Source organism: Psychromonas algarum (genome assembly GCF_004376845.1).
Taxonomy (GTDB): Bacteria; Pseudomonadota; Gammaproteobacteria; order Enterobacterales; family Psychromonadaceae; genus Psychromonas.
In genome coordinates, this window is record NZ_SNUW01000002.1 from 378,031 (window position 1) to 402,591 (window position 24,561).

Below are 24,561 nucleotides of genomic sequence, written 5' to 3' on the forward strand. Positions count from 1 at the left end.
CTACCAACAGTCTGTTGTGGCCGCACTTGTGCTACCTGTCTGCGTAATAGTTAATGTGCCACATTTATCACTACTTTGTGCACTAGTAGAAATCGGTGTTGCTGATAATGTAAATGTTGATTTGGTCGCTACGGCAGTTAACTGGTAATAATCACTAAAGTCATCATTGACTGTAAATGAAGTAACCTTTCCACCTGCAATTGCACCTGAATAATCCAAATTCATTGCATAATAACTTTCCATCATTTGCGATGCTTCAAGTAATGTTCTAACAGCTTCTTGGCGTCTTGTTTTTTCAAGTACCCCCGTATAGCTTGGGTAAGCAACCGCAGCTAAAATACCAATAATGGCAATAGCAATTAATAACTCTATTAATGTAAAACCATGATTTCTTTTACGTTGTTGATATTCCATATCCAATTACTCCAAAGTCGCATAATAAGTTTGGATGAAAGCCATTGCTTCCCCTTTACCTTGTGCTTTTGCTGTTACACGATAAAAGCGTCTTTTAATTCCTTTTGATCCAATCATCAAATCATTTATTCCATCATTTTCAATTAAATAAGCAGGCGCACCATCTGGAACATCATTAACAACTGTTGCACCTACCCAATTGCTCTCTTCTCGCCACCAATTAGGGCTCTCATTCATTTCCACTGAAAGAGCTTTAAGTGCATCTGGCGCCAAATAATTTACTCGGATCACTCTATCTGCTTCAGATAGTGCCGATTCTGCATGATTAAGACTTAATGTATGATCGTAATTACTCGTACTGGTTTTTCTTAAAGAAACAACCTGCTGACTTACTGCAACACCTAATATAGAAATAACCAATACCATTAATAGCGCTGTGATTAATGCCGCACCATCTTGATTTTTTTGAGTAATAAAATTCACATTAACCACCTTGATTTCCAATTAGTACTGTTTCCATCACCACTGCTCTCAGATTAGTATCATTAGCAGCACTTACCGTATGATTAAAAAGGGTGTAAGTATTGTTATTGATTAACTTATTACCATTAACTTCTTGAGATAATAAAAATCCAATTTTTACGCGATTAACAGTATCCCAATCATCTACATTAGCAGCGGTAAAATAACGTGTTGGGTTATCAGAAGTACCATAAAGCAGCTCTAAAAATTCCACGTTTTCATCTAAAAGTAATGCCGCTCCTGCATTATCTCGGCACATTAACTGGTTATTTACATTCACATAAATAGTCACTTCATGGACCGTTGTAGAGTTCAAGTTATTACCAGAGCAATCAACAATGCCGCTTTGATCTGCACCAGAAAAACGCAAAGCAATAATGTCAGAGTCAGCTTTCTCATCCGCTAACGTTGTTGAACTAACAGCGCCTTGTAAAACTTGCCCTGTTCCCCAAACCCAACCGGCAGGTGATGTACCAGAATCATAAAGAGAGTTAAATTTAATCGCGTTAACATCCCTAAACCCAGCTTGTTGGATATAAAGTCGTAATGTTTGTACTGTCATTCTACTTTTAGAGACTAAACCTTGAGTACCACGAGCTGATTCATAAGATTTCATATCTCCCATTACTGAATAAAAAAGACCTGAGATGATCAGCAGTGATACCACCATGGCGATCATCAACTCAATTAAACTAAAACCTTTATTAGATTTTTTTAAGGGATCCATATATTCATACTCCCGCATTGATATGAGTTAATCTTTGAGTTGTCACAAACAGCGCTACCAGCCCCTTTTTTAGCTGCATCCCAAATTAATGTAAGAGTATAAAGACTGCCTGCTCTCTCTACGGAAAAGCGAGGAGAAGGTAAGGTATTTTGTAAATGATTAAACCATTCGGCTAACTCTGCCGTTGCAAATTGATTATTAGTGCAATCATCCTCAGAACAATTAGTGTCAGCGACAACTGCATCACCCGTATTTAAATTGCTTGCCACAAAGTGACTAGCCACAACTGAGTTGGAGCGCATGCGCTGAGCAAGATCTAATAATGCGGTATTTGCTGTTTGAGAAAAGCTTGCTCGTTGAGCGGTTTGCATGGAGGTCATTTGCATTTTGGCATGTCCAAGCACCCCAATGGCAACAATAATTAATGCAACTAACACTTCAATTAACGTAAATCCTTTATGTTTATTCATTAGCAGCCTCCTGCCGCTGCAGCATAACTAATACGCCCCATACGACTTAACTCTATTTCATAAACAACAGAATCATCTGTATTACTACAAACCTGAAAAGTATTAATAGTTGAATGCCCTGTTGGTGAAAAGGCAATTTGAGACACTAAGCTTGCGATATGAGATGTTTTAGATGTGTTATTAGAAATAATAAGATCGCCAAGACTGGCATCTAAGGTCGCAGAACCGTCTGTATCTTCATAGATCAGCCAGTCGCTTCCCCAAGTACCAGAACAGCTACTACCATCTGTAGTAGGGCAGATATAAACATTGATTCGTTTACTTTGGGCTTGTTGTTTTGCAGCGTTGATAGATGCAACTAAAGCATCTCGAGTTGCGCGCTCTTTACTAGATTCAATCAGTCCTGTGAATGAAGGCACAACGACACTGATCAATACAGCAGCCACTGCGATTGTCACCAATAGTTCAACTAAGGTGAAACCTCTTTTATTGGAGCTATCCATAGCTTCCTCTATTATAAAATATGTTTATTAACTAAGAATACTCACAATTAAAAGCGTGTACTCAACAGTATATTAAACAAGTATTTTATCTAAAATAAAAACCTTAAATCTACCGATCAGACATCCATCACTAAATCGTATTAGAAGTTTTCATTTTTATGAACTACTGCACTTCCCTGATACGCAATTCAGCCGGTACTTCAAAGACAGTATTCTCTTCCACGCCAGGGTTTTCAATAACCACATTTCCACCCATTGTCTTTAACTTAGTAATAACAGCTTGCACTAATACATCTGGCGCTGAAGCTCCTGCTGTAACACCCACCGTTTGAACATTTTCAAACCAATCAATCTTAATATCTGATGCATTATCAATTAAATAAGCGTTTACACCTACACTGCTGGCTTTTTCACGTAAACGATTTGAGTTTGAAGAGTTTGTAGAGCCAACCACTAAAACAAGATCCGTTTTGTCAGCAAGATCTTTTACTGCATCTTGACGATTCTGCGTAGCATAACAAATGTCATTTTTTCTAGGCCCTTCAATAGCAGGAAACTTAGCACGTAAAGCACTGATCACATGGGCAGTATCATCTACAGATAAAGTAGTTTGAGAGCTATAACATAACTTACTAGTATCTTTGACTTCAAGATTTTGAACATCTTCAGGAGACTCAACAAGGTAAATACCACCTTTCTTGCTATCATATTGTCCCATAGTACCAATGACTTCCGGGTGGCCATGGTGGCCAATCAAAATACATTCTTGATCACGACGGCTTGCTCGTGTTACTTCCATATGTACTTTAGTTACCAATGGGCAAGTTGCATCAAATACCTTTAGTTCACGTCGTTTAGCTTCTTCACGTACACTTTGCGCTACCCCATGAGCACTGAAGATAACAATATTGTTATCTGGCACTTCATCGAGCTCCTCAACAAAGACAGCACCTCTTGCCTTCAAGCCATCAACAACATATTGGTTATGCACCACTTCATGGCGTACATAAACAGGAGCAGGAAAAAGCTCTAATGCGCGATCAACAATATTAATGGCTCGATGAACGCCAGCACAAAAACCACGAGGATTAGCTAAAATAATTTTCATAAGACTCTCAACATTGCCGTTTATTTATAAAACTTCTAATACGTCTACTTCAAAAGTAACGGTTTGCCCTGCTAAAGGGTGATTAAAATCAACCGTTACACTATCCGCTACGATTTCACGAATAATACCTGGTATATCACTACCATCTGGTTGAGTAAAACTAATAATAGTACCTACTTCAGCAGGTACATCAGCAGAGAATTTGCTTAATTCAATATAGTGGAAGTTATCTGGATTAGGTAATCCAAAAGCTGATTCAGGACCTAAAGTAAAGGTTTCAGAAGCCCCTTCAGCTAGGCCTAATAAACAAGCTTCAAAACCAGGTGTTAAACTACCATCGCCCATTACAAACTTTGCAGGCTTATTATCAACTTTAGTGCTATCAACCGCTGAACCGTCGGTCAGCTTAATTGAAAAGTGCATTAACACTTCACTCTTTTCGCTAATAATTTTCTGCCCATTAACAGCGTTATTATTCGCTTCATTAGTCATGATTACTGTCCTTAGTTTGTTTATTTTTTTGTTCACGCTTTTCAGCCCAAAACAATGAATCGATAATAATCATTGCAGCGCCAATAAAAATGGCAATATCAGCAACATTAAAAGTTGGCCAGCGATAAAAGCCTAAGTCAAAATCTAAAAAGTCTACAACATAACCAAAGAGCAAACGGTCCATTACATTACCAATTGCACCAGATAATACTAAGGCATAAGCACAATTCATCCAACGCTGAGTTGCACTCGTGGTTTTCATTGAATACAAAAGATAAGCTGAGACAACAAAAGCAATCGCAGTAAATAAATACTTCTGCCAACCACCCGCATCACCTAAGAAACTAAATGCAGCACCGTAATTACGTGCATAAGTAAAATTAAAAAATGATAGAACTTCATAGGATTGATGTAGTTCTAACATCTGCACTGTTAAATACTTAGTTAACTGATCAAGTATCAACATAGCAATACTTAACCATAACCAAGGTAAACCAGAAGCAAATTTAGTTTCTAGTTTGGTTAATTTTTCAGACATAACATTCCCAGTAAAAATATTAAAAAAAACGCCTTAAATCATTTTCATAACTAAGGCGTTTTATATATTTATCGCATTGCTAATTACGCAAACTGACGCGTTTCACCTTCACCGTCAACATTGGTAATACAACGTCCACACAGTTCAGGATGTTGCTCATTTTGCCCTACTTCTTCACGGTGATGCCAACAACGATCACATTTAGCAGCTGCACTTTTTTGTACTAAAACAGATAAACCTTTCAACTCAGTTGCAATTGCTTCTGCAGGTGCTTCAGAGAATGGTTTAACCGTTGCTTGTGATGTAATTAATACAAAACGCAATTCATCTTCTAAAGTATTTAACAATGCACTAATTTCATCAGAAGCATATAAAGTCACTTCTGCTTCTAAACCACCACCAATAATCGCTTCTTTACGTGCTAGCTCTAATGCTTTGTTCGCTTCTGCACGAATAGTGATAATTTGCGTCCATTTGTCGTTATCTAATGATTCGTTATCAGATAAACCAAATAAACCTTCGTACCATGTTTCAGTGAAAACAAATTCACTACGTTCACCTGGTAAACGCCCCCAAATTTCATCAGCAGTAAAGCTAAGGATTGGAGCAATTAAACGAACTAATGATTCAGCAATATGGTAAAGCGCAGTTTGACAACTCAAATGAGCATTACTGCCTGTTTTAGCTGTGTATTGGCGATCTTTAATAATATCTAAATAGAAGCTACCTAGGTCAATTGAACAGAAGTGCATTAGTTTTTGATAAACAACATGCATGTTGTAATTATCATAAGCTTCGATCACTTCATTTTGCATGGTTAATGCTTTAGCCACAATCCAACGATCTAACGCTACCATCTCTTCTGGAGCAACTAAATCAGTTTGTGGATCAAAACCATTTAAATTCGATAACAAGAAACGCGATGTATTGCGAATACGGCGGTAGCTATCAGCACTACGGTTAAGGATTTCATCAGAAACTGTGATCTCACCTGTGTAGTCAGTTGATGCAACCCATAAACGCAGAATATCGGCACCTAAGTTATTCATCACTGTTTGTGGTGACATTACGTTGCCTAAAGACTTAGACATTTTTTTACCGTCACCATCCACTACAAAGCCGTGCGTTAACACTTCTTTATACGGTGCAACACCATTAATCGCAGTACCCGTTAATAGTGAAGATTGGAACCAACCACGATGTTGATCAGAACCTTCTAAATACATATCAGCTTGTGCTTGTGAACCATCAGCTTGAGTATACTCATTACGTACAGCAACCACTGAAGCATGGGTTGTACCAGAATCAAACCAAACATCTAAAGTATCTGTTACTTTACGGTATTGTTCAGCTTCGAAACCTAAAATAGATTCTGGATCTAAATCAAACCAAGCCTGAATCCCTTCTTTTTCAATTTTTTGTGCGATTAACTCCATCATTTCTACAGAGTTTTCGTGTAATTCATCGGTTTCTTTATTCACAAATAAAGTAATTGGTACACCCCAAGTACGTTGGCGAGAAACACACCAATCAGGACGACCTTCAATCATTTTTTCAATGCGGTTTTGACCCCAGTTTGGGATCCATTTAACATCTTTAATCTCTTTTAATGCACTATCACGTAAACCTTTTTGATCCATTGAGATGAACCATTGTGGTGTTGCACGGAAGATAATAGGTGTTTTATGTCTCCAACAATGTGGGTAACTGTGTTTAATATTAACGTGATTAATTAATGCATTACGCTCTGTTAACACTTCTAATACTTTATCGTTTGCTTTAAAAACATGTAAACCCGCAAAGAATTCAGTATCTTCACGAAATACACCGTTATCAGCAACCGGATTAGCCACTTCTAAATCGTATTTCAAACCTGCAGAGTAATCGTCTTGACCATGTCCTGGCGCAGTATGAACACAACCTGTACCCGCATCAATAGTTACATGGTCAGCAACAATTGCTGGTACTTGTAATGCTAAGAATGGATGTTGGAATAATTGTTTTTCTAACGCAGCTCCAGTTGTGATTGCCAGTACACTGAACTCTTCAATGTTGTAACGTGCCATACAATCAGCAACGAGATCTGTCGCTAAAATTAAACGACGCTCACCCGCTTGTACTAATGAGTACTCAACTTTAGCTGCTAATGCGATTGCTCGGTTAGCTGGTAATGTCCAAGGCGTTGTTGTCCAGATAACAGCTGAAATATTACCTTCACCAAAATCTGCACCTTGCTTGTCAAAACAAGCTAACACAGCATCAACATCGATCGCGTTAAATGCAACGTCAATCGCAGGAGATAATTTATCTTCGTATTCCACTTCAGCTTCTGCTAATGCAGAACCACAATCTGTACACCAATGAACAGGTTTTGAACCTTTATGAAGATGATCGTTTTTAATGATATTAGCTAATGCACGAACAATATTTGCTTCTGTTTCAAAGTTCATAGTTAGGTATGGGTTATCCCACTCTCCTAACACACCTAAACGTTTAAAGTCTTTACGTTGACCGTCAACTTGACGAGCAGCATATTCACGACATTTAACGCGGAATTCAGCAGCCGTTAATTTTTTACCCGGCTTGCCATGTTTTTGCTCAACTTTAAGCTCGATAGGTAAACCATGACAATCCCAACCAGGAATGTACGGTGCATCAAAATCAGATAATGTTTTAGATTTAATAATAATATCTTTAAGGATTTTATTAACTGAGTGACCAATATGAATATCACCATTTGCATAAGGAGGACCATCATGCAAAATGAATGTTTTTTTACCTTTTTTGGCAGCACGGATCTTTCCGTAAAGATCTTGCTTGTACCAGTTTTTCAGCATGTTCGGTTCACGGTTAGCCAAGTTGGCACGCATCGGGAATCCAGTTTTTGGTAAATTTAATGTACTTTTGTAATCACTCATCAGTTTTTATTCCATCTAACGATTTATTAATTAAGCAGGTGCCATTCTCTAGCTTGCTGAATATCTTTATCAATTTGTATTTTTAGTTCTGCAAATGAATCAAAACGAACTTCATCGCGCAATTTTTGTTCTAATAAAACTTCAAGTTGAATACCATATAGGTCACCTTGAAAATCAAATATATGCACTTCTAACTGTTGTCTTTCACCCTGTACTGTCGGGCGACGACCAATATTAGCAACACCATGATAAACCTTATCATCAATGCCTAATACTGAGACCACGAAAACACCTGAAACAGGCGATACGCGGCGTTTTAAAAATAAATTAGCCGTTGGCACACCTATAGTACGCCCTAATTTTCGACCATGTCCAACACGCCCAGCGATACTGTATTTTCTACCCAGCATCTGTTCCGCTTGTTGCAATTGACCTTTTGCCAAGGCATTACGAATACGGGTACTGCTAACTCGAGATGCATCCTGTGACAGACTTTTTGTGTCTACCACTTCAAACCCATATTTTTTGCCAGCTTCTTGTAATAAAGCAAAATCACCTAAGCGTTGATAACCAAAATGAAAATCATCACCAACGACTAAGAATTTTACATTCAGCTTATTAATCAATAACTGTTCAATAAATTGTTCTGCACTGAGGTTCGCAAATTCATGTGTGAAAGAGACACACAATAATCGGTCTAAATGTAATTTATCAAGCTGCACAAACTTATCACGTAAACGACTTAAACGAGCAGGTGCATTATTACCTGAAAATAACTCTGCCGGCTGTGGTTCAAATGTCATCACAGTTGCAGGTACTTGTAAACGCTTCGCTTCTTTCAGTAAGCGCGATAAAACCGCATGGTGGCCAAGATGAATACCATCAAAGTTACCTATGCTTAAAACACAACCTTGTTGTTGCTGTTGTAGATTGTGAATTCCGCGTATTAATTCCATGATAATATCTTAATTAGCTAACCAATTGAGCATTGAAAATGCAAAAAAGCCGATTATATATTAAGGCAACAAAGTAATCAGCTTTCATTTTCGAGATTTCCTATTAATTCTCTTTATTAACTTGAAAATGATGCACGCGTAAGCCAAAAATAAAATTACTTATTAAATACACTAAAACACCACCTAAAATAAGCGAAAATAAGTGCGCTGCTGCTTCTAATAAAGTATAGGTAGCCCACATGTCTAAGGTCGGAGTCATTACAAATAATCCACCCGCCATGACTAATCCAGAAAAGACAATACGAGAGAAAACAGCAATACTTTGTGGCTGCAGTTTGTAAACGCCACTTTTATACAAACCAAACCATAACAACCCTGCATTTAAAGTTGCAGAAATAGAGGTCGCAATTGCCAAGCCAACATAACCAAACGGAATAGCAAAAATAATATTTAATACCATGTTACTAAGCATGGCAATAATACCAAATTTAACAGGGGTTCTAGTATCTTGACGAGAGTAATAACCAGGCGCTAGTACCTTAACTAACATAAAGCTCAGTAAACCACTGCCATAAGCCCATAAACTCATTGCTGACATGCTGACATCTTGCATATCAAATTCACCACGCATAAATAAAACACGCAACATAGGTTCAGCTAAAACAATCAAGCCTAACATTGCAGGAAAACCTAAAAATAAAACAGTACGGATCCCCCAGTCTAAAGTTTTCGTAAACCCTAACGGTGATTTACTCACATGAGAAGAGGACAAGCTTGGTAAAATAACCGTCGCTATCGCAATACCAAATAAACCCAATGGAAATTCTAATAAACGATCAGAATAATATAACCAACTGATAGAGCCCGTTTGTAAAAAACTTGCAATAAAGGTATCTAACAATAAATTAATTTGACTAACAGACACACCGAATAACGCAGGGATCATCAAAGTACGAATTTTAACAACACCCGGGTGATGCCATTGCCAACTTGGCTTAACTAATAATTTTTCTTTTTTCAAAAATGGAATTTGAAATAAAAACTGAATAAGCCCACCAATAAACACACCGATTGCTAAACCAATTTCTGGTTGAGCAAGGTGCGGTGAAACAAACACGGCACAAGTAATAATGGCAACATTTAAAAATACAGGCGTAAATGCAGCAACAGCAAACTTACCTAATGTGTTGAGGATTGCTCCCGATAAAGCCGTAAAAGTAATAAACCATAAATAAGGGAAAGTGATTTTTAGCATTTCCGATGCAAGTTCAAACTTATAAGCATCTGGACCGCCGTTCCACCATTCTAAAAACCAACCAAAACCAAATAAAGCAGTGATCACCGAAGAGCCTACAACACCTAAAATGGTGATAATGGTAATGATTGTCCCCAAGGTCCCTGAAACAGCAGAAATTAACTCTTTTACTTTATCGCGTGATTGTGTTTTTTCATATTCTGTTAATACAGGCACAAAAGCTTGAGCAAAAGCTCCTTCGGCAAATAAACGACGTAAAAAATTAGGAATTTTATTTGCGAAGAAAAATAAATCTGCAGCAGCCCCCGCTCCCATTAAATTTGCAATGACAATATCACGCGCCAAACCTAATACACGTGATATTAAAGTCATAGAACTGACGATCATGCCTGATTTTATTAGTTTTTTACTCACTGTTGGTTCCCTAGAAGTAACAATTTAATCCACCACATAAGACCACTCAACTTATTCATAATTGATAATTAGGACGATAAAATACACTTTTTAGTTAAATTTAATAGGTTTAACTGGTGTGATATCTAAGAAACATACGACACTGCGTTTGCATCTGTAATGGGTTGAGTATAAAATGCGCGCAGTTTAACCATCCACCTGGTTCAATACCAGTTTTTTAATTGGTTAATAAGAAACCATTTGACAATATACGTGTTACAGGGCATATTCCACGACCTTTGATTATCCCTTGTTATACAGAATTTAGGAGTTAAGGTCTTGGCTAATATCAAGTCTGCTAAAAAACGTGCTTTATTATCTGAAAAAAGCCGTAAACATAATGCAAGTCGTCGTACAATGATGCGTACTTTCATCAAGAAAGTTGTTGTTGCTATCGAAGCTGCTGACAAAGAACTAGCATCAGCTGAGTTCATTAAATTACAATCAGTTTTAGATGCTTACGCAACTAAAGGCCTGATCAGCAAAAACATGGCAGCTCGTAAGAAAAGCCGTCTTTCTGCTAAAATTAAAGCGCTTTAATTCTTATTTAAGAATTAGCTTTTTAATCAGCTTAATAAAAAACCGACTTAGTGTCGGTTTTTTTATATCTAAAATTTACTATTAAAAAGAAAAGTGACTTAAATAATCTCATTTCAGAATAATAGTGACTGTGATTGCTATTAAATACCCATCCCCGATAATGCATTCATTAAATCTTTTATTACTTTTCCTACAACCGGGTTTGTTTCTTCTAAGAGTAATAATTGTTCGGATATTTTTTTATCTCTAATTAATTGTGCAGGATCTCTAGACTGAATAGCAAGCTGTAATTGATCATGCACTTTTTGTAATTCTCCGGCTGTGCATTCATCTGCAATAACACCATCGGCTAATATATCTGATAATTTATCAAATTCGGATTGTACTTGTTTAATCGGCATACACACCTCACTCTTCTGTAATTTATAAATTATGTTTTTATTGTAGCATCAGTCTGTTACGGTCAACTTCAAAAAGCGATCAATAAAACGTGTGAATATTAAAAAGAAGATCACAAATACCACACTGAGTGCTATTAAGCCTATTTTGAACCACGTTTCATGCTCATAAGTTTGAAGAAATAAGCTAGAAATATAAATAGCAAATAACCAATATAAAATACGTAATAAATAAGACCAAATAGGGTAACTCTTATCTGTTAACCATAACCTTGCCATTTTTATCTTCTCTCTTTTGTTGTCGATATCATCTTTTAGGAATTATTTTACGCATTATCGATATTAAAACTTAATACATCATCAATATGTGGCTGTTGACTACAAAGCATGAGTAATCTGTCTAATCCCAAAGCCACTCCTGCGCAATTTGGTAAATGATCTAAACAAGTAACAAAACGTTGATCAATTGGCATTTCAGCTAATCCCATTTGTTGACGTAATTGATTGTCAGCTTGAAAACGTTTTAACTGCTCTGCGCTGCTATTAAGTTCATAAAATCCATTGGCTAGCTCAACACTTTTATAATACACCTCAAAACGATCTGCCACTCTAGGATCTTGTTTGTTTATTCTCGCAAGCGCTGCTTGTGAAGCAGGAAAATCATAAACAAAATACGGTACGTCTTGGCCTATTTTTGATTCAATAGCCACACAAAATAATAGCTGCAAAATAGTATCTTTATCGGTTTCATTATCCAGTACATCACCTAATGCGAGGTGTGCTCCAGCTAACTTCAATTGTGCAACTGTAGCAGTTAACGGATCAACTTGTAGGTGTGCTAAAAAAGCGGCTTGGTAAGTACAACGTACTGGTGTTTCACACTTTAAAAGTGACTTTAATAAATCAGCCATTTCATCCATTAATTGATGATGGTCAAAATCAACACGATACCATTCTAATAACGAGAACTCAGGATTATGGAAACGTCCAGATTCTTCATTACGATACACTTTTGATATTTGATAAATACAGCCACTGCCCGCAGCTAATAAACGCTTCATATGAAATTCAGGTGAAGTTTGTAAATACAATGCAACCGCACCATCAACTAGCGGTTTATCACTAATATTACGGCCAACAAACTGAGTTTTAAAACAATGTAAATGTACATCTGTCACAGCAGCTTGGCTTAAAGAGGGTGTTTCAACTTCTAATACTTGGCGCTGGTTAAAAAAGTCTCTAATTGTTTTTAGCATGGCTGCACGCGCATGTAATTGTGCTAATGAAGCATTCGGTAGCCAATTCATTGAATATCCTTTATTAAACTTTAATTAATTTCTCTACTTATTAAATTCAGTCTTTATTTAATAGATAAATACACATTAAAAATTATTATTACAATCTGTATTTACTGGTTCTATGCTTGTTTGGGTCAATGTTTTTTACATTTTAACTGATAGACTAAATTGAAAGTGAATTTACCATTTTATGGGAAAATATGATGCAAATAATAAAAACAGATGTTGCCATTATTGGTGCGGGTGGTTCAGGTCTAAGAGCTGCTATAGAAATTGCTGAAAATCATCCACAACTTGATATCGCCCTTATCTCCAAAGTTTATCCAATGCGTAGTCACACTGTTGCCGCAGAAGGCGGCGCGGCTGGCGTAGCACAAGATAATGATTCCCTCGAAGATCATTTTAACGATACCGTTGCTGGCGGAGATTGGCTATGCGAACAAGATGTAGTGGAATACTTTGTTAATAATGCTGCAAAACAACTTACCCAGTTAGAACATTGGGGATGCCCTTGGAGCCGTAAAGATGACGGCAGTATCAATGTACGTGCTTTTGGTGGTATGAAAATAGAGCGCACATGGTTTGCCGCTGATAAAAGTGGATTTCATATTCTACACACGCTTTTCCAAACATCACTTCAACATCCCAAAATAACACGTTTTGATGAGCATTTTTGCCTAGATTTAATTGTTGAAGATGAAAAAATTCAAGGAGTTGTGATCCTTGATATTGCCGAAGGTGAAGCCAAATTAATTCAAGCAAAATCAGTGATCATGGCTACCGGAGGTGCTGCTCGCGTATATACCTATAATACCAATGGCGGTATCGTAACGGGTGACGGTATGTCCTTAGCTTATCGTCATGGTGTCGCGTTAAGAGATATGGAGTTTGTACAATACCATCCAACAGGATTACCTGGTTCTGGAATATTAATGACTGAAGGTTGTCGAGGTGAAGGTGGTGTTTTAACCAATAAACAAGGTTATCGCTATTTACAAGACTATGGTCTTGGCCCTGAAACAGCAATCGGCTCCCCTAAAAACAAACATATGGAATTAGGACCTCGTGACAAACTTAGTCAATGTTTTTGGCAAGAACAGCAAAAAGGTAATGTAATCACTGGCGAGCGAGGTGATTACGTGAATCTCGATTTACGTCATCTAGGTGAAGCAAAAATAAATGAGCGTTTACCTTTTATACGCGAACTTGCTAAAGCTTATGTTGGAGTGGATCCTGTACACGCCCCTATTCCCGTTCGCCCAACAGTACATTACACCATGGGTGGCATTGCAACTGATGCAAAAACAGCGACTAGTTTGGCGGGATTATACGCCATTGGTGAATGTGCATCTGTCGGTTTACATGGTGCAAATCGTTTAGGCTCTAATTCATTAACTGAGTTAGCCGTTTTTGGACAACTTGCAGGTCAACAAGCTGCACAATACGCTGAAAATACAAAACACCAAAAAATCACACCATTACGTAAACAAGCAGAACAAATCATTGCTAAAACGGAAGCGCTTTTAAATAGTAATGGTACTGAAAAAATGGCCGATATACGTCAACAAATGGGGGACTGTATGGAAGCAGGTGTAGGTATCTACCGCACTCAAGAATCAATGCAAAAAACCATTGATACGTTAGCAGAGTTAAAACAACGTTATAAAAATATCCAAATAAATGATAAATCCAGTGTATTTAATACCGAACTTTTATATGCCATTGAATTAGGTTATTTATTAGATACCGCAGAAGCCATGGCTCATAGTGCAATTTTGCGTAAAGAGTCTCGAGGTTCACATCAACGCATTGATGGTTTTGAAGAGCGTGATGATATTAATTACCTAAAACACTCATTAGCTTATTATCAAGCAGATAGTGCTCCAATAATTAAATACTCAGATGTCACCATCACTAAAAGCCAACCTGCAGAACGTGTTTACGGTGCAGCTTCTGAAGCGAAGGAGAAATAATCATGTCGCAAGCAATAAACATGACTGATGAAATTATCGAAATAGAAATTCTTCGCTATCGCCCAGAGCAAGATGAAAAACCATTCCCGCAAGTTTTTGAAATTCCTTACACTCCAGACCTATCCATTTTAGAAGCATTGCAATACATTAAAGATCATCTTGATAGCACAATAAGCTTCCGCTGGTCATGCAGAATGGCGATTTGTGGTAGCTGTGGTTTGATGGTAAATGGCGCGCCAAAATTGGGCTGTAAAGCTTTCTTACGAGACTATTATCCTAAAAAAGTAAAACTTGAGGCTCTTGCTAACTTCCCCATTGAACGAGATCTTGTGGTGGTGATGGATGACTTTATTAAAAAACTAGAAGAAGTTAAAGCCTACCTTATCCCAGAAGTAAAAAATAAACCTTTATCTGATGGACCTTATCAACAAACACCCGAACAGCTAGAGAAATACAGACAATTTTCAATGTGTATTAACTGTGGATTATGTTATTCCGCTTGTCCGCAATACGCTTTAGACAATAAATTTATCGGTCCAGCAGCATTAACATTATTAGCGCGTTATAACCGAGATGGTCGTGACGCAGGTACCGCTGAACGCATGAAAATAGTCAATCAAGAAGAAGGTGTTTGGGGTTGTACTTTTGTCGGTTATTGCTCAGTGGTTTGCCCTAAAGGTGTTGATCCTGCGGCAGCAATACAATTATTAAAAGTTGAAAGCAGCAAAGATTACCTGATTGGCATGTTCAAACCAGAATAAACGATAGTTAAAAATAATAGGAAAATAAAGAAGGACAACAGCATGAGTAAACGTAAACCTTATACGCGGGAAATGAAGTCTGACTGGTGGTTAAAAGATCTGTTTTATAGCAAGTATATGCTTCGAGAAGGCAGTAGCATTCTAATCACCCTGTATAGCCTTATTCTGGCATGGGGTGTTTTCCGTTTAAGCCAAGGGGAAGTTGCATTTAATGCTTGGATGGAGGCATTACAAAGCCCTCTTTCGATTATATTACATATAGTGGCGTTAATATTTGCTTTGTACCACAGCATTACTTGGTTTTCATTAGCTCCAAAAGCGCTAGATCTATGGATAAAAGGCAAGCGAGTAGATGACAAAATAATTGTGACAGGTCATTACGTAGCATTCGCTGTGATCAGTCTATTTTGTTTAGTGAGCATTCTGATATAGGGAGTTAACAATGAACAATAAACAGATTAAAAATAACGAGATAAATAATAGCTCGACTAAAAAATATAGCAGAAGCCATGAACCTATCTTTTGGGGGTTATTTGGTGCAGGAGGCATGTTAACTGCTTTTTTTACACCCATAATGATTTTAATAACAGGTTTATTAATTCCACTCGGTATTATTAATGCGGATAATTTAAGTTATCAAAAAATATATCAGTTTACTGGTACTTGGTATGGAGCAGCAATTCTCTTTGTATTAGTTGCCCTACCACTTTGGCATACTTTACATCGTATTTTTCACTCATTACATGACTTAAGGATCAAACGAGGTCGTGATTGGCAGCAAGTACTTTGTTATGGTTTTGCATTTGCAGTGAGTGTTTTTGTTTTCACTTTATTATTACAAATGCTAACGCTATAACGCTTAAACAAAAAAACCAGCTTCAAAAGCTGGTTTTTAATTCAGTATTTAATTCGTCATGGTTATTTTTTAACACGTCCAACATATTCGCCACTACGAGTATCAACTTTAATCACTTCACCAATTTGAATGAATAAAGGAACACGTACAACCGCACCTGTTGATAATGTAGCAGGTTTACCACCCGTTCCAGCAGTATCACCTTTTAAACCAGGATCTGTTTCAGTCACTTCTAACTCAACAAAGTTAGGTGGCATAACAGCGATAGGGCTATCGTTCCAAGTTGTGATAGTACAAATATTTTGCTCTACTAACCACTTGTCCATATCACCTACTGCATTTGCATCAGCTGCGATCTGTTCAAAAGTGTCGTTATCCATAAAGTGAAAGAATTCACCATCGTTATAAAGATAAGCTAGGTCAAAATCCATTACATCGGCAGATTCAACTGTTTCATTTGATTTGAATGTTTTATCTACCACTTTGCCTGAAATTAACTTACGGTATTTAACGCGACTAAATGCTTGGCCTTTACCAGGTTTAACATATTCATTTTCCATGATCACACATGGCTCGTTATCGAGCATGAATTTTAGCCCGCCTTTAAAATCACTGGTACTATATGTTGCCATTATAACCTCTATTACTAAACTGATAAAAAATGCCTGAAATAATTAACGTGAATAATACCGCTGACTTGCCAACATGGCAAAAGGAACTCGCAGAAGCAGTGAAAAATCCACTGCAACTGTTAGAAATATTGGAGATTGAGCAACAAAATGGCCTAATTAGTCAACTTGCTCGCAAACAATTCCCTATGTTAGTCCCTTTGCCCTTTATTAAAAAAATGCAAAAAGGCAATATTAATGATCCTTTATTAAAACAAGTATTGCCAATCCTTGATGAAGAATTAATAATAAGTGGTTACACTACAGATCCATTAGTGGAACAAAATAATCAGCAAAAAGGTTTATTACACAAATACAAAAGCCGAGTTTTAATCATTTTAAAAACAGGCTGTGCAGTGAATTGTCGATATTGCTTCAGACGCCATTTCCCTTACGCTGAAAACAGCGTGAACAAATCACAAATTGTTGAAATTATCAGTTACATACAAAATACCCCTGACGTAAATGAAGTTATTTTAAGCGGTGGCGATCCATTAATGTGTAAAGATAAACAGCTTTTTGAATTAATCACGCAACTTGAGGCTTTACCACAATTAACTCGTTTGAGAATTCATACACGTTTACCCGTTGTTATTCCTTCACGTATTACTCCCGATTTAGTAGCGCGTTTACAGCAAAGCCGCTTTAAAATTGTATTAGTGTTACACATTAATCATGCACAAGAAGTTGATCAAGATTTTGCACAAGCAATGCAACTTTGCCATCAAGCAGGTATTCAGTTATTAAATCAAAGTGTTTTATTAAAAGGGGTAAATAATGATGTCAAATCACTTGTAGAACTGAGTGAAGCGTTATTCTCAGTTAACGTCCTGCCTTATTACCTATTTTTACTTGATAAAGTGCAAGGTGCCGCTCATTTTGATATTGCAGAAAAACAAGCACAGCAATTACATCAACAAATGCAAATCGAGTTACCGGGCTATTTAGTGCCACGTTTAAGCAGAGAAATTGCAGGTCAACAAAGTAAAACCTTAATACATTCGTTATAATGTTGAAAAACTCAATGACTAAATTGCACAGGAGAAGAGCATGAGCAAAGAAAGCGTGCAAGCACAGCTTCAAGAAAACATTAAAATTATTTATCACCGAGCAGTAGATGCTGACCAAGCGTTAGCTGAATTACGTAAACAAAAGACTGCTGGCTTCGCTCATATTTTTGCAGATGATACGCCATTCACTAAACATGCTGATACTTTCTTGCCTTATGTAGAAGAATTAGCTGCTGATTTACAGGCGATTCAAACAGATACAGAAGAGCATTATATGGAGCAATTACCTGCTATCGTGGTTAAAATTGAATTGTTATTTAAAACATTAAATGCCTTTAAAGAGAATTTAAAAGCCAAATAACCTTAATATGACATAATACTAAATTCCCCAATAGTTAAGTTATTAATTACTTCAAGAATTAATAACTTAACTTATTTTAAAATCCATGTCTGAGTAACCACTCAAAAAATCCAACCTTTAAAATAACCTATTTAAAGTCAAAAAAAGATTACAAAACCAATAATTTACCCTCTCCGCTAGCAATGGTCTTTATAAACATAAGAAAAATACCGGTGAATTTGATATCATCCTGCGCTTATTCATTTCTTCCACTGCGTTTTAATAACTTAAACGGACTCGGCGCAATCATTCAACAAGGTAACTTTATGCAATCGCTGCTTAATGCAATTAATGGTTTGTTATGGGGACAAGTCCTCGTATATTTACTTATCGGCACGGGAGTTTATTTCACAGTAAGATTGGGTTTTATCCAATTCCGTCATTTTTTCCATACTTTTACTGTCATGAGAGGCAGCCGTAAATCAGATAAAGAAGGTATTTCTTCTTTCCAAGCTCTTTCTACTAGTTTAGCCGCTCGTGTTGGTACGGGTAACTTAGCAGGTGTTGCAATCGCTATTACAGTAGGTGGCGCAGGTGCTATTTTCTGGATGTGGTTAATTGCACTATTAGGTATGGCAACAAGTTTTGCTGAAAGTACCTTAGCTCAAGCTTATAAAGTACATGATAAAGATGGTAATTTCCGTGGTGGTCCAGCTTATTATATGGAACGAGGCTTAAATGCACGTTGGATGGGTAGCTTATTTGCTATCTTCTTAATCATTGCATTTGGTTTAGTCTTTAATGCAGTTCAAGCAAACTCAATTACAGCCGCTTTACATGAATCATTTAAATTCGATAAATTAACCGTTGGCATTATATTAGCTATTATCTCTGGTGCTGTTATTTTTACAGGTATTCGAGGTATTGCTAAAGTAGCTGAAAAAATTGTTCCTGCAATGGCACTCATTTATTTATCAATTGCTTTATACGTTGTTGTTATCAACGTAACAGAAATACCTGCAATTTTAAAAATAATCTTTGATTCAGCCTTTGGTTGGCAAGAAGCGGCAGGTGGTGCTTTTGGTGCAATGGTTATGACTGGTGTTCAACGTGGTTTATTTTCCAATGAAGCAGGTATGGGTAGTGCTGCAAATGCAGCAGCAACTGCATCACCTTATCCTGCACATCCTGCATCACAAGGTTATGTACAAATGTTAGGTGTTTTCATTGATACCATCGTTATTTGTACTGCAACAGCATCTATTATTCTATTATCAGGTGGAGTTGAATCATTCTCAGGAATGGGCGGGGTTGAAATAACACAACGTGCACTGGACATTCAAGTAGGTGATTGGGGTGGTTCATTTGTTGCTATTGCATTACTGTTTTTTGCCTTTACTTCAATTATCGCAAACTACTCTTATGCAGAAACAAACCTTGTATTTTTACAGCATAAAAATACACGTGGAGTGATGATTTTACGTATTGCAGTACTAGGTATGATTCTATTTGGAGCGACACAAAGTAACACTGTTATTTGGTCATTAGCTGATGTATCAATGGGACTAATGGCACTAGTCAATCTCATTGCTATTTTATTACTATCAAATGAGGTTATAAAACTGGCTAAAGATTATAATCAGCAACTTAATGCAGGAAAATCACCTACTTTTGACCGTACTAAACTACCTGAGTTAGATAAAAAAATCGAACCGGGTATTTGGGAAGTTAAAAAATAATTAACACATTATTTTTTAAGCAATAACTATTATTGTACTTATTATCCTAATCGAGATAAGTACAATAATCCTATCACTCCCTCCCCCTCACCTTTTCTCTACGATTTACACAATTAACCCCTATAAAAAGTGAATAAATAGAATAAAAATTGATATATTTGATCACTAACACTAAAACATGTAATGCTTTTTTATACACTCAAAGAAAATAGACTCAGGGAGAGAAAATGTATCCAAATCTGAAAGACATCGGTATTAAGAATCCAGAAGATATCCAACGTTATTCTTTACGTCAGGAAGGCGACAAAGATATTTTAAAAGTCTATTTCCGCAAAAATAGTCGGATGTTAATCGCACGCAGTAGTAAATTTAAATTTCAGCGACAAATGAAAAAAGTAAGTGGAGGACAAAATACTGACAAATTTACACATTTATCAGAAATTAATCCGACCTTGCATAAAATAATCAAAGAGCTAGATAGTCTAAGCTTGCACGTTAGTACAGAAAAAGAGCTTAAAGAACAAATATTATCTGACTTAAAACATCTACAACTTGTAGTCGATAGTAAAATTAAAGAATTAGAAGATAAATTAGAAAAACTCTAAAAAATTATTTGCTAAATATAATAAACAGTAAACAAAGTCATTTTTTATTTTACTTTTTTGCTGTTTATTTGCCCTCAAAAATCATAAAAAATAACTATCAAGCAAATTCATCACTGCTGTTTATTTAACCTATTATTGACCTTACTCAATAACTCGTGAAAGACTACTCAAATTGCCCCTTCCCTATTTCCATGATCTTGTATTTAAGTAATACAAATGATATAAAACACGCACCGATAGGGCTCAAAGAGTCATGCCCTGCCAAGACAGCCAATGATAAGTTTTATAAAAACACAATAAGCCCTAAATGGATAATACCTTTAGGCTAAATTATTGCAGCTGGATATTAATTTCAACGCTCTAGAGAGGGATGATTTCTCAAGGGTAAAGTACAAATTTATTAACTCCAAAATTAGAGGTATTAAATGTCTAACAAGTCTTTTGACGCAATCAAAGCGATCAAATTAGAAAACGACAAATCTGCTGGTAATCTACTTGATGTGATGCCTGTTAAAGTCGAAAAAACTAAGATTGATCTTTCTTTCCTTGACAACTTAAGCGTTGAACACCCTCGCCTATTAGTTCAAAGCAAAGATCTTCCTGCATTCAAAGCTAATCTAAAAAATGATGCTGGCTACTGTAAATTTGATGCATTCATGAACAACTCTACAAACAAGTTCTTGGATACAACACCTTACGCAGAACCAAAAGCTTACCCAGAAGAAACGGTTGGTAAAGCTTCATTATGGCGTCCTTACTGGCGTCAAATGTACGTTAGCTGCCAAGAAGCATTCAATGCTACACGTAACCTATCAATCGCTGGTATCGTATTAGAAGATGATGCGATCATCGCTAAAGCAAAAGCATGGACATTACAACTAGCTTCTTACGATCCAGAAGGCGTAACGTCTCGTGGTTATAACGATGAAGCAGCTTTCCGTGTTATTGCAGCAATGGCTTGGGGCTTCGATTGGCTACATGCTTACTTCTCTGATGAAGAGCGTGAAACAGTTAAACAAGCATTGATCGTTCGTTTAGAAGAAATCATGCACCACTTACAAGTAACAGTTGACCTACTAGCTAACCCGCTAAACAGTCACGGTGTACGTTCAATTTCTTCAGCTGTTATTCCAACTTGTATCGCACTTTACAATGAATATCCTAAAGCACGTGAATACATCGAATACGGTATCGAATACTATGCAACTCATTACCCACCATGGGGCGGTAAAGACGGTGCATGGGCTGAAGGTCCAGATTACTGGAACACACAAATGGCATTCTTAGGTGAGTCTTTTGATCTATTAAAAAGCTACACATCTATCGACATGTTCAACAAAGAATTCTACAAAAACACAGGTGACTTCATTCTGTACTGTATGCCAGTACATTCTAAGCGCGCAAGTTTCTGTGACCAATCAAGTATTGGTGACTTCCCAGGTCTTAAACTAGCTTACAACATCAAACATTTTGCTGGTGTAAACAACAAACCTGAGTACATTTGGTACTACAACCAATTAAAAGCACGTGATACTGAAGCACATACAAAATTCTACAACTTCGGTTGGTGGGACTTTGGTTACGACGATCTACGTTTTGATTACCTATGGAACGATATGCCTGAAGTTGTGCCTTCTAACAAGCCACTACTTAAAGTATTCCCAATCACAGGTTGGGCAGCATTCCACAGCAACATGACAAACCGTGAAGAGCACATCCACATGGTTTACAAATGTAGCCCGTTTGGTTCTATCAGTCATTCACATGGCGACCAAAATGCATACACATTACATGCATTTGGCGATACGTTAGCGGCTATCACTGGTTACTACGGTGGTTTCGGTGTTGACATGCACATTAAATGGCGTCGTCGTACTTTCTCTAAAAACCTTCCATTATTTAATGGCAAAGGTCAATATGCAGAAAATACAACAACTAAATTCGAAGGCGTTCACCAAGATCGTTACTGTGTTGAAGCTGGTGGTCAAATTACTGATTACGATACAGAGTCTGACGTGTTATTTGTTGAAGGTGATGCATCAACTTCATACCAATTCCACAACCCAGATCTTGAATCTTACAAACGTAAAATCTGGTTTGCTAAAGGTAAAGTATTCGTAATGCGTGATACAGCGACATTAAAATCTGAGCAAGATTTAACGTGGTTATTACACACTACATTCAAAACTGAAACAGCAGCTGAGTCTTTCCAAATAATCGGTGACAACGCGCTATTAGACGTTACATTCATTAACGATAGCAAAAAAGATCTTCTATCAATTGAAAACGTTGAAGGTTTTGGTGAAGTTGACCCAGCTGAATATGCTGATTTAGAAGTTCATCGTCATGTTGAAGCTAAATTCAAAGCGAAAAAAGACCACGATATCCTAACATTATTAGTACCAAGCAAAATCAATGGTCCTAAAACTGAAGTTAGCCACAAATTAGTAGGCAACACTTTAGAGTTAACTATCGATGGTGAAGTAGTAACTATCGAGCTTTAATCTTAACTTTATAAGTTAACAATTTAAGCTTAATAAAAGGCCGCCTATAGCAATATAGGCGGTCTTTTTGTTTGCTGCTTTGGGCGCAGGATCCATCCTGTAATGGTCAATAATACCAATTCCAATAATTTTGTGATCTAATATAACCTCATAAAGGAGCTATTATGGTTCATCATTTCATTAGATTAATTACATCGACATCAAAGCATATGTAATTGATAACGCAGTAAAAAAGAAGTTGGCCGTTTACAAGCGAAGGATATAAAAGAATATATCGAAACTAACTTCAACGTCACTTATCAAAAAAGTAATATCTATCACTTACTACATGAACTAAACCTCAGTTAGATAACAACACGCTCAATGCATCCTAAACAATCAATTGAGGCGCAAGAAGCTTTTAAAAAAATTCCAAATAGAAACGATCCTTAAGATCCCTGGGCATGTCAGTCTAGATAACGTCAATGTATGGTTTCAAGATGAAGCAAGGTTTGGACAGCGTAATACGACAACGCGAATTTGGGCAGAAAAAGACTCAAGACCAAGAGTCGTTCAGCAACAACCATTTCAATACGCTTACCTTTTTGCTGCCGTTGGTGTGAATACAGGGCAAACAGAAGCAATTGTTGCACCTGTTAGTAATATGGAAGTAATGACAAAGCATCTTCAATTGATTTCAGACGCTACGCCAAAGGGTAAACATTCATTCAGTGATCATTATGGCTCAGGCCAGTTGGCATTAAGCTTATTTAGAGGAGCAGTTTGATAACATCTCGATAATTCATCTTCTCCCATACTCACCAGAGCTTGATCCGATTGAACAAGTATGGAGTTGGTTACGTCAGAATGAAATAGCGAATTGGTATTTTAAAGACTATAACGAGATAGTTGATAAATGTTGTATCGACCCTGTAAATCATTCTGTGTAACTGCGGTTTTTAAACGTAGTCTTTAAGACGGTCTTCGAACGCTATCATAAAGCGATTCAAGGTCGTTTTCCAATTTCTTATCTACATCGTCCATTTCTTTGATGCATCCATGATAGCAAGATAAACCACCTTTTTGGCCGACTCATCCGTTGGGAACACCTTACGTTTCTTGATAGCTTTACGTATTACACTGTTCAATGACTCAATCGCATTGGTCGTATATATCGGCAGGATAAATCCTGCGCCCCAATGTTCCACATCCAAATAGTAATTAGTATCGTTTTTAAATGATATTTAGCATTCTGGCAAGATCAATCCTGCGTCCCAATGATCCACATTGTTGCTGTAACTAGCCAAAAGATAAAATATCTGCAAATAAAAGTAAAACAATCAGCACATCAAATGACATAAAAATTCCCAGCATCAAAGAAGAATCTATCAGAGTATTATCTTTTTAGACTTGTAATTGTTTGACTAAAACATTGTAAATAGTGTGGTTATTTAACTGTTTTTCGCTTATTTAATAACCTTTACACTAAAATTTTAACGTTAAAATCTAGCAACATCCGCTACTTACTCGCTCT

General features: G+C 36.9%; 25 protein-coding genes and 2 pseudogenes. 11 read left to right on the forward strand and 16 right to left on the reverse strand.

Annotated features, from left to right (window positions below; translation table 11 throughout):
* The 11 genes from E2R68_RS14175 to murJ all read right to left on the reverse strand — a co-directional run bounded on the left by E2R68_RS14175 (nucleotide 1) and on the right by murJ (nucleotide 10,317).
* Nucleotides 1–414 carry a type IV pilin protein gene (locus E2R68_RS14175; RefSeq protein WP_134275776.1) on the reverse strand — a complete coding sequence of 138 codons (414 nt, stop codon included), beginning with the start codon at nucleotides 412–414 and terminating at the stop codon, nucleotides 1–3.
* A 6-nt stretch (nucleotides 415–420) separates the two neighbouring features.
* Complete coding sequence (locus E2R68_RS01720; protein ID WP_134275777.1) at nucleotides 421–897, reverse strand: pilus assembly PilX family protein; 477 nt, start codon at nucleotides 895–897, stop codon at nucleotides 421–423.
* A gap of 1 nt (nucleotide 898) precedes the next feature.
* Nucleotides 899–1,663 (reverse strand): PilW family protein, encoded by a 765-nt coding sequence (locus E2R68_RS01725; protein WP_166738773.1) that lies wholly within the window; start codon nucleotides 1,661–1,663, stop codon nucleotides 899–901.
* Entirely contained in the window at nucleotides 1,651–2,133 is a 483-nt protein-coding gene (gene pilV / locus E2R68_RS01730) for a type IV pilus modification protein PilV (protein ID WP_134275779.1), read from the reverse strand. Before pilV ends, E2R68_RS01725 begins: the two co-directional genes overlap by 13 nt.
* Nucleotides 2,133–2,636 (reverse strand): GspH/FimT family pseudopilin, encoded by a 504-nt coding sequence (locus E2R68_RS01735; RefSeq protein ID WP_134275780.1) that lies wholly within the window; start codon nucleotides 2,634–2,636, stop codon nucleotides 2,133–2,135. Before E2R68_RS01735 ends, pilV begins: the two co-directional genes overlap by 1 nt.
* A gap of 163 nt (nucleotides 2,637–2,799) precedes the next feature.
* The gene (gene ispH, locus E2R68_RS01740; protein WP_134275781.1) at nucleotides 2,800–3,744 is read right to left on the reverse strand and encodes a 4-hydroxy-3-methylbut-2-enyl diphosphate reductase; all 945 of its coding nucleotides are present in this window, start codon (nucleotides 3,742–3,744) and stop codon (nucleotides 2,800–2,802) included.
* 24 nt (nucleotides 3,745–3,768) lie between these two features.
* A complete protein-coding gene (gene fkpB / locus E2R68_RS01745; protein ID WP_134275782.1) occupies nucleotides 3,769–4,236 on the reverse strand; it encodes an FKBP-type peptidyl-prolyl cis-trans isomerase in 468 nt (155 codons plus the stop codon).
* On the reverse strand, nucleotides 4,229–4,774 hold the full coding sequence (gene lspA, locus E2R68_RS01750) for a signal peptidase II (protein WP_134275783.1): 546 nt from the start codon (nucleotides 4,772–4,774) through the stop codon (nucleotides 4,229–4,231). Before lspA ends, fkpB begins: the two co-directional genes overlap by 8 nt.
* A gap of 83 nt (nucleotides 4,775–4,857) precedes the next feature.
* Nucleotides 4,858–7,692 (reverse strand): isoleucine--tRNA ligase, encoded by a 2,835-nt coding sequence (gene ileS, locus E2R68_RS01755; protein WP_134275784.1) that lies wholly within the window; start codon nucleotides 7,690–7,692, stop codon nucleotides 4,858–4,860.
* A gap of 26 nt (nucleotides 7,693–7,718) precedes the next feature.
* Nucleotides 7,719–8,648: a bifunctional riboflavin kinase/FAD synthetase gene (gene ribF / locus E2R68_RS01760; protein ID WP_134275785.1), complete on the reverse strand. Its 930-nt coding sequence runs from the start codon at nucleotides 8,646–8,648 to the stop codon at nucleotides 7,719–7,721.
* Between the two features lie 103 nt (nucleotides 8,649–8,751).
* Complete coding sequence (gene murJ, locus E2R68_RS01765) at nucleotides 8,752–10,317, reverse strand: murein biosynthesis integral membrane protein MurJ (RefSeq protein WP_134275786.1); 1,566 nt, start codon at nucleotides 10,315–10,317, stop codon at nucleotides 8,752–8,754.
* A 318-nt stretch (nucleotides 10,318–10,635) separates the two neighbouring features.
* On the opposite strand from murJ, the gene rpsT reads away from it, so the two are divergent.
* Entirely contained in the window at nucleotides 10,636–10,896 is a 261-nt protein-coding gene (gene rpsT, locus E2R68_RS01770; RefSeq protein ID WP_134275787.1) for a 30S ribosomal protein S20, read from the forward strand.
* Between the two features lie 140 nt (nucleotides 10,897–11,036).
* Here the strand turns inward: rpsT and E2R68_RS01775 are convergent, their stop codons facing one another.
* Genes E2R68_RS01775 through epmA form a run of 3 tightly spaced genes read right to left on the reverse strand, consistent with a single transcriptional unit; the run spans nucleotide 11,037 to nucleotide 12,601 of the window.
* Nucleotides 11,037–11,297, reverse strand: coding sequence for a DUF4404 family protein (locus E2R68_RS01775; protein WP_134275788.1), 261 nt, complete (start codon nucleotides 11,295–11,297; stop codon nucleotides 11,037–11,039).
* A gap of 48 nt (nucleotides 11,298–11,345) precedes the next feature.
* Complete coding sequence (locus E2R68_RS01780) at nucleotides 11,346–11,573, reverse strand: hypothetical protein (RefSeq protein WP_134275789.1); 228 nt, start codon at nucleotides 11,571–11,573, stop codon at nucleotides 11,346–11,348.
* 47 nt (nucleotides 11,574–11,620) lie between these two features.
* The gene (gene epmA, locus E2R68_RS01785; protein ID WP_134275790.1) at nucleotides 11,621–12,601 is read right to left on the reverse strand and encodes an elongation factor P--(R)-beta-lysine ligase; all 981 of its coding nucleotides are present in this window, start codon (nucleotides 12,599–12,601) and stop codon (nucleotides 11,621–11,623) included.
* Between the two features lie 194 nt (nucleotides 12,602–12,795).
* Here epmA and frdA point away from each other — a divergent pair, with 194 nt between their 5' ends.
* The 4 genes from frdA to frdD are packed head-to-tail and all read left to right on the forward strand — an operon-like array spanning nucleotide 12,796 to nucleotide 16,182.
* Nucleotides 12,796–14,565, forward strand: a complete 1,770-nt coding sequence (gene frdA, locus E2R68_RS01790) for a fumarate reductase (quinol) flavoprotein subunit (RefSeq protein WP_134275791.1) — start codon at nucleotides 12,796–12,798, stop codon at nucleotides 14,563–14,565.
* Nucleotides 14,566–14,585: 20 nt separating this feature from the next.
* Complete coding sequence (locus E2R68_RS01795) at nucleotides 14,586–15,326, forward strand: succinate dehydrogenase/fumarate reductase iron-sulfur subunit (RefSeq protein ID WP_134275865.1); 741 nt, start codon at nucleotides 14,586–14,588, stop codon at nucleotides 15,324–15,326.
* 42 nt (nucleotides 15,327–15,368) lie between these two features.
* The gene (locus tag E2R68_RS01800; protein ID WP_134275792.1) at nucleotides 15,369–15,758 is read left to right on the forward strand and encodes a fumarate reductase subunit C; all 390 of its coding nucleotides are present in this window, start codon (nucleotides 15,369–15,371) and stop codon (nucleotides 15,756–15,758) included.
* Nucleotides 15,759–15,768: 10 nt separating this feature from the next.
* Entirely contained in the window at nucleotides 15,769–16,182 is a 414-nt protein-coding gene (gene frdD / locus E2R68_RS01805; protein WP_445177072.1) for a fumarate reductase subunit FrdD, read from the forward strand.
* A 62-nt stretch (nucleotides 16,183–16,244) separates the two neighbouring features.
* Here frdD and efp read toward each other — a convergent pair whose 3' ends face one another.
* Nucleotides 16,245–16,814 carry an elongation factor P gene (gene efp, locus E2R68_RS01810; protein ID WP_134275793.1) on the reverse strand — a complete coding sequence of 190 codons (570 nt, stop codon included), beginning with the start codon at nucleotides 16,812–16,814 and terminating at the stop codon, nucleotides 16,245–16,247.
* A 29-nt stretch (nucleotides 16,815–16,843) separates the two neighbouring features.
* Here efp and epmB point away from each other — a divergent pair, with 29 nt between their 5' ends.
* From epmB to E2R68_RS14040, 6 genes and pseudogenes are all read left to right on the forward strand, one after another.
* Complete coding sequence (gene epmB, locus E2R68_RS01815) at nucleotides 16,844–17,860, forward strand: EF-P beta-lysylation protein EpmB (protein WP_134275794.1); 1,017 nt, start codon at nucleotides 16,844–16,846, stop codon at nucleotides 17,858–17,860.
* 40 nt (nucleotides 17,861–17,900) lie between these two features.
* Entirely contained in the window at nucleotides 17,901–18,221 is a 321-nt protein-coding gene (locus E2R68_RS01820) for a hypothetical protein (protein WP_134275795.1), read from the forward strand.
* Nucleotides 18,222–18,526: 305 nt separating this feature from the next.
* Entirely contained in the window at nucleotides 18,527–19,939 is a 1,413-nt protein-coding gene (locus E2R68_RS01825; protein WP_134275796.1) for an alanine/glycine:cation symporter family protein, read from the forward strand.
* A 227-nt stretch (nucleotides 19,940–20,166) separates the two neighbouring features.
* Nucleotides 20,167–20,544 carry a DUF3461 family protein gene (locus E2R68_RS01830; protein ID WP_134275797.1) on the forward strand — a complete coding sequence of 126 codons (378 nt, stop codon included), beginning with the start codon at nucleotides 20,167–20,169 and terminating at the stop codon, nucleotides 20,542–20,544.
* A 425-nt stretch (nucleotides 20,545–20,969) separates the two neighbouring features.
* Complete coding sequence (locus E2R68_RS01835) at nucleotides 20,970–23,048, forward strand: DUF4962 domain-containing protein (protein WP_134275798.1); 2,079 nt, start codon at nucleotides 20,970–20,972, stop codon at nucleotides 23,046–23,048.
* 240 nt (nucleotides 23,049–23,288) lie between these two features.
* Nucleotides 23,289–23,953 (forward strand): annotated as a pseudogene (locus E2R68_RS14040) (IS630 family transposase); the annotation flags it as partial.
* A gap of 33 nt (nucleotides 23,954–23,986) precedes the next feature.
* Here E2R68_RS14040 and E2R68_RS01855 read toward each other — a convergent pair.
* A pseudogene (locus E2R68_RS01855) lies at nucleotides 23,987–24,202 on the reverse strand (transposase); the annotation flags it as partial.
* Nucleotides 24,203–24,561 lie beyond the last annotated feature (359 nt).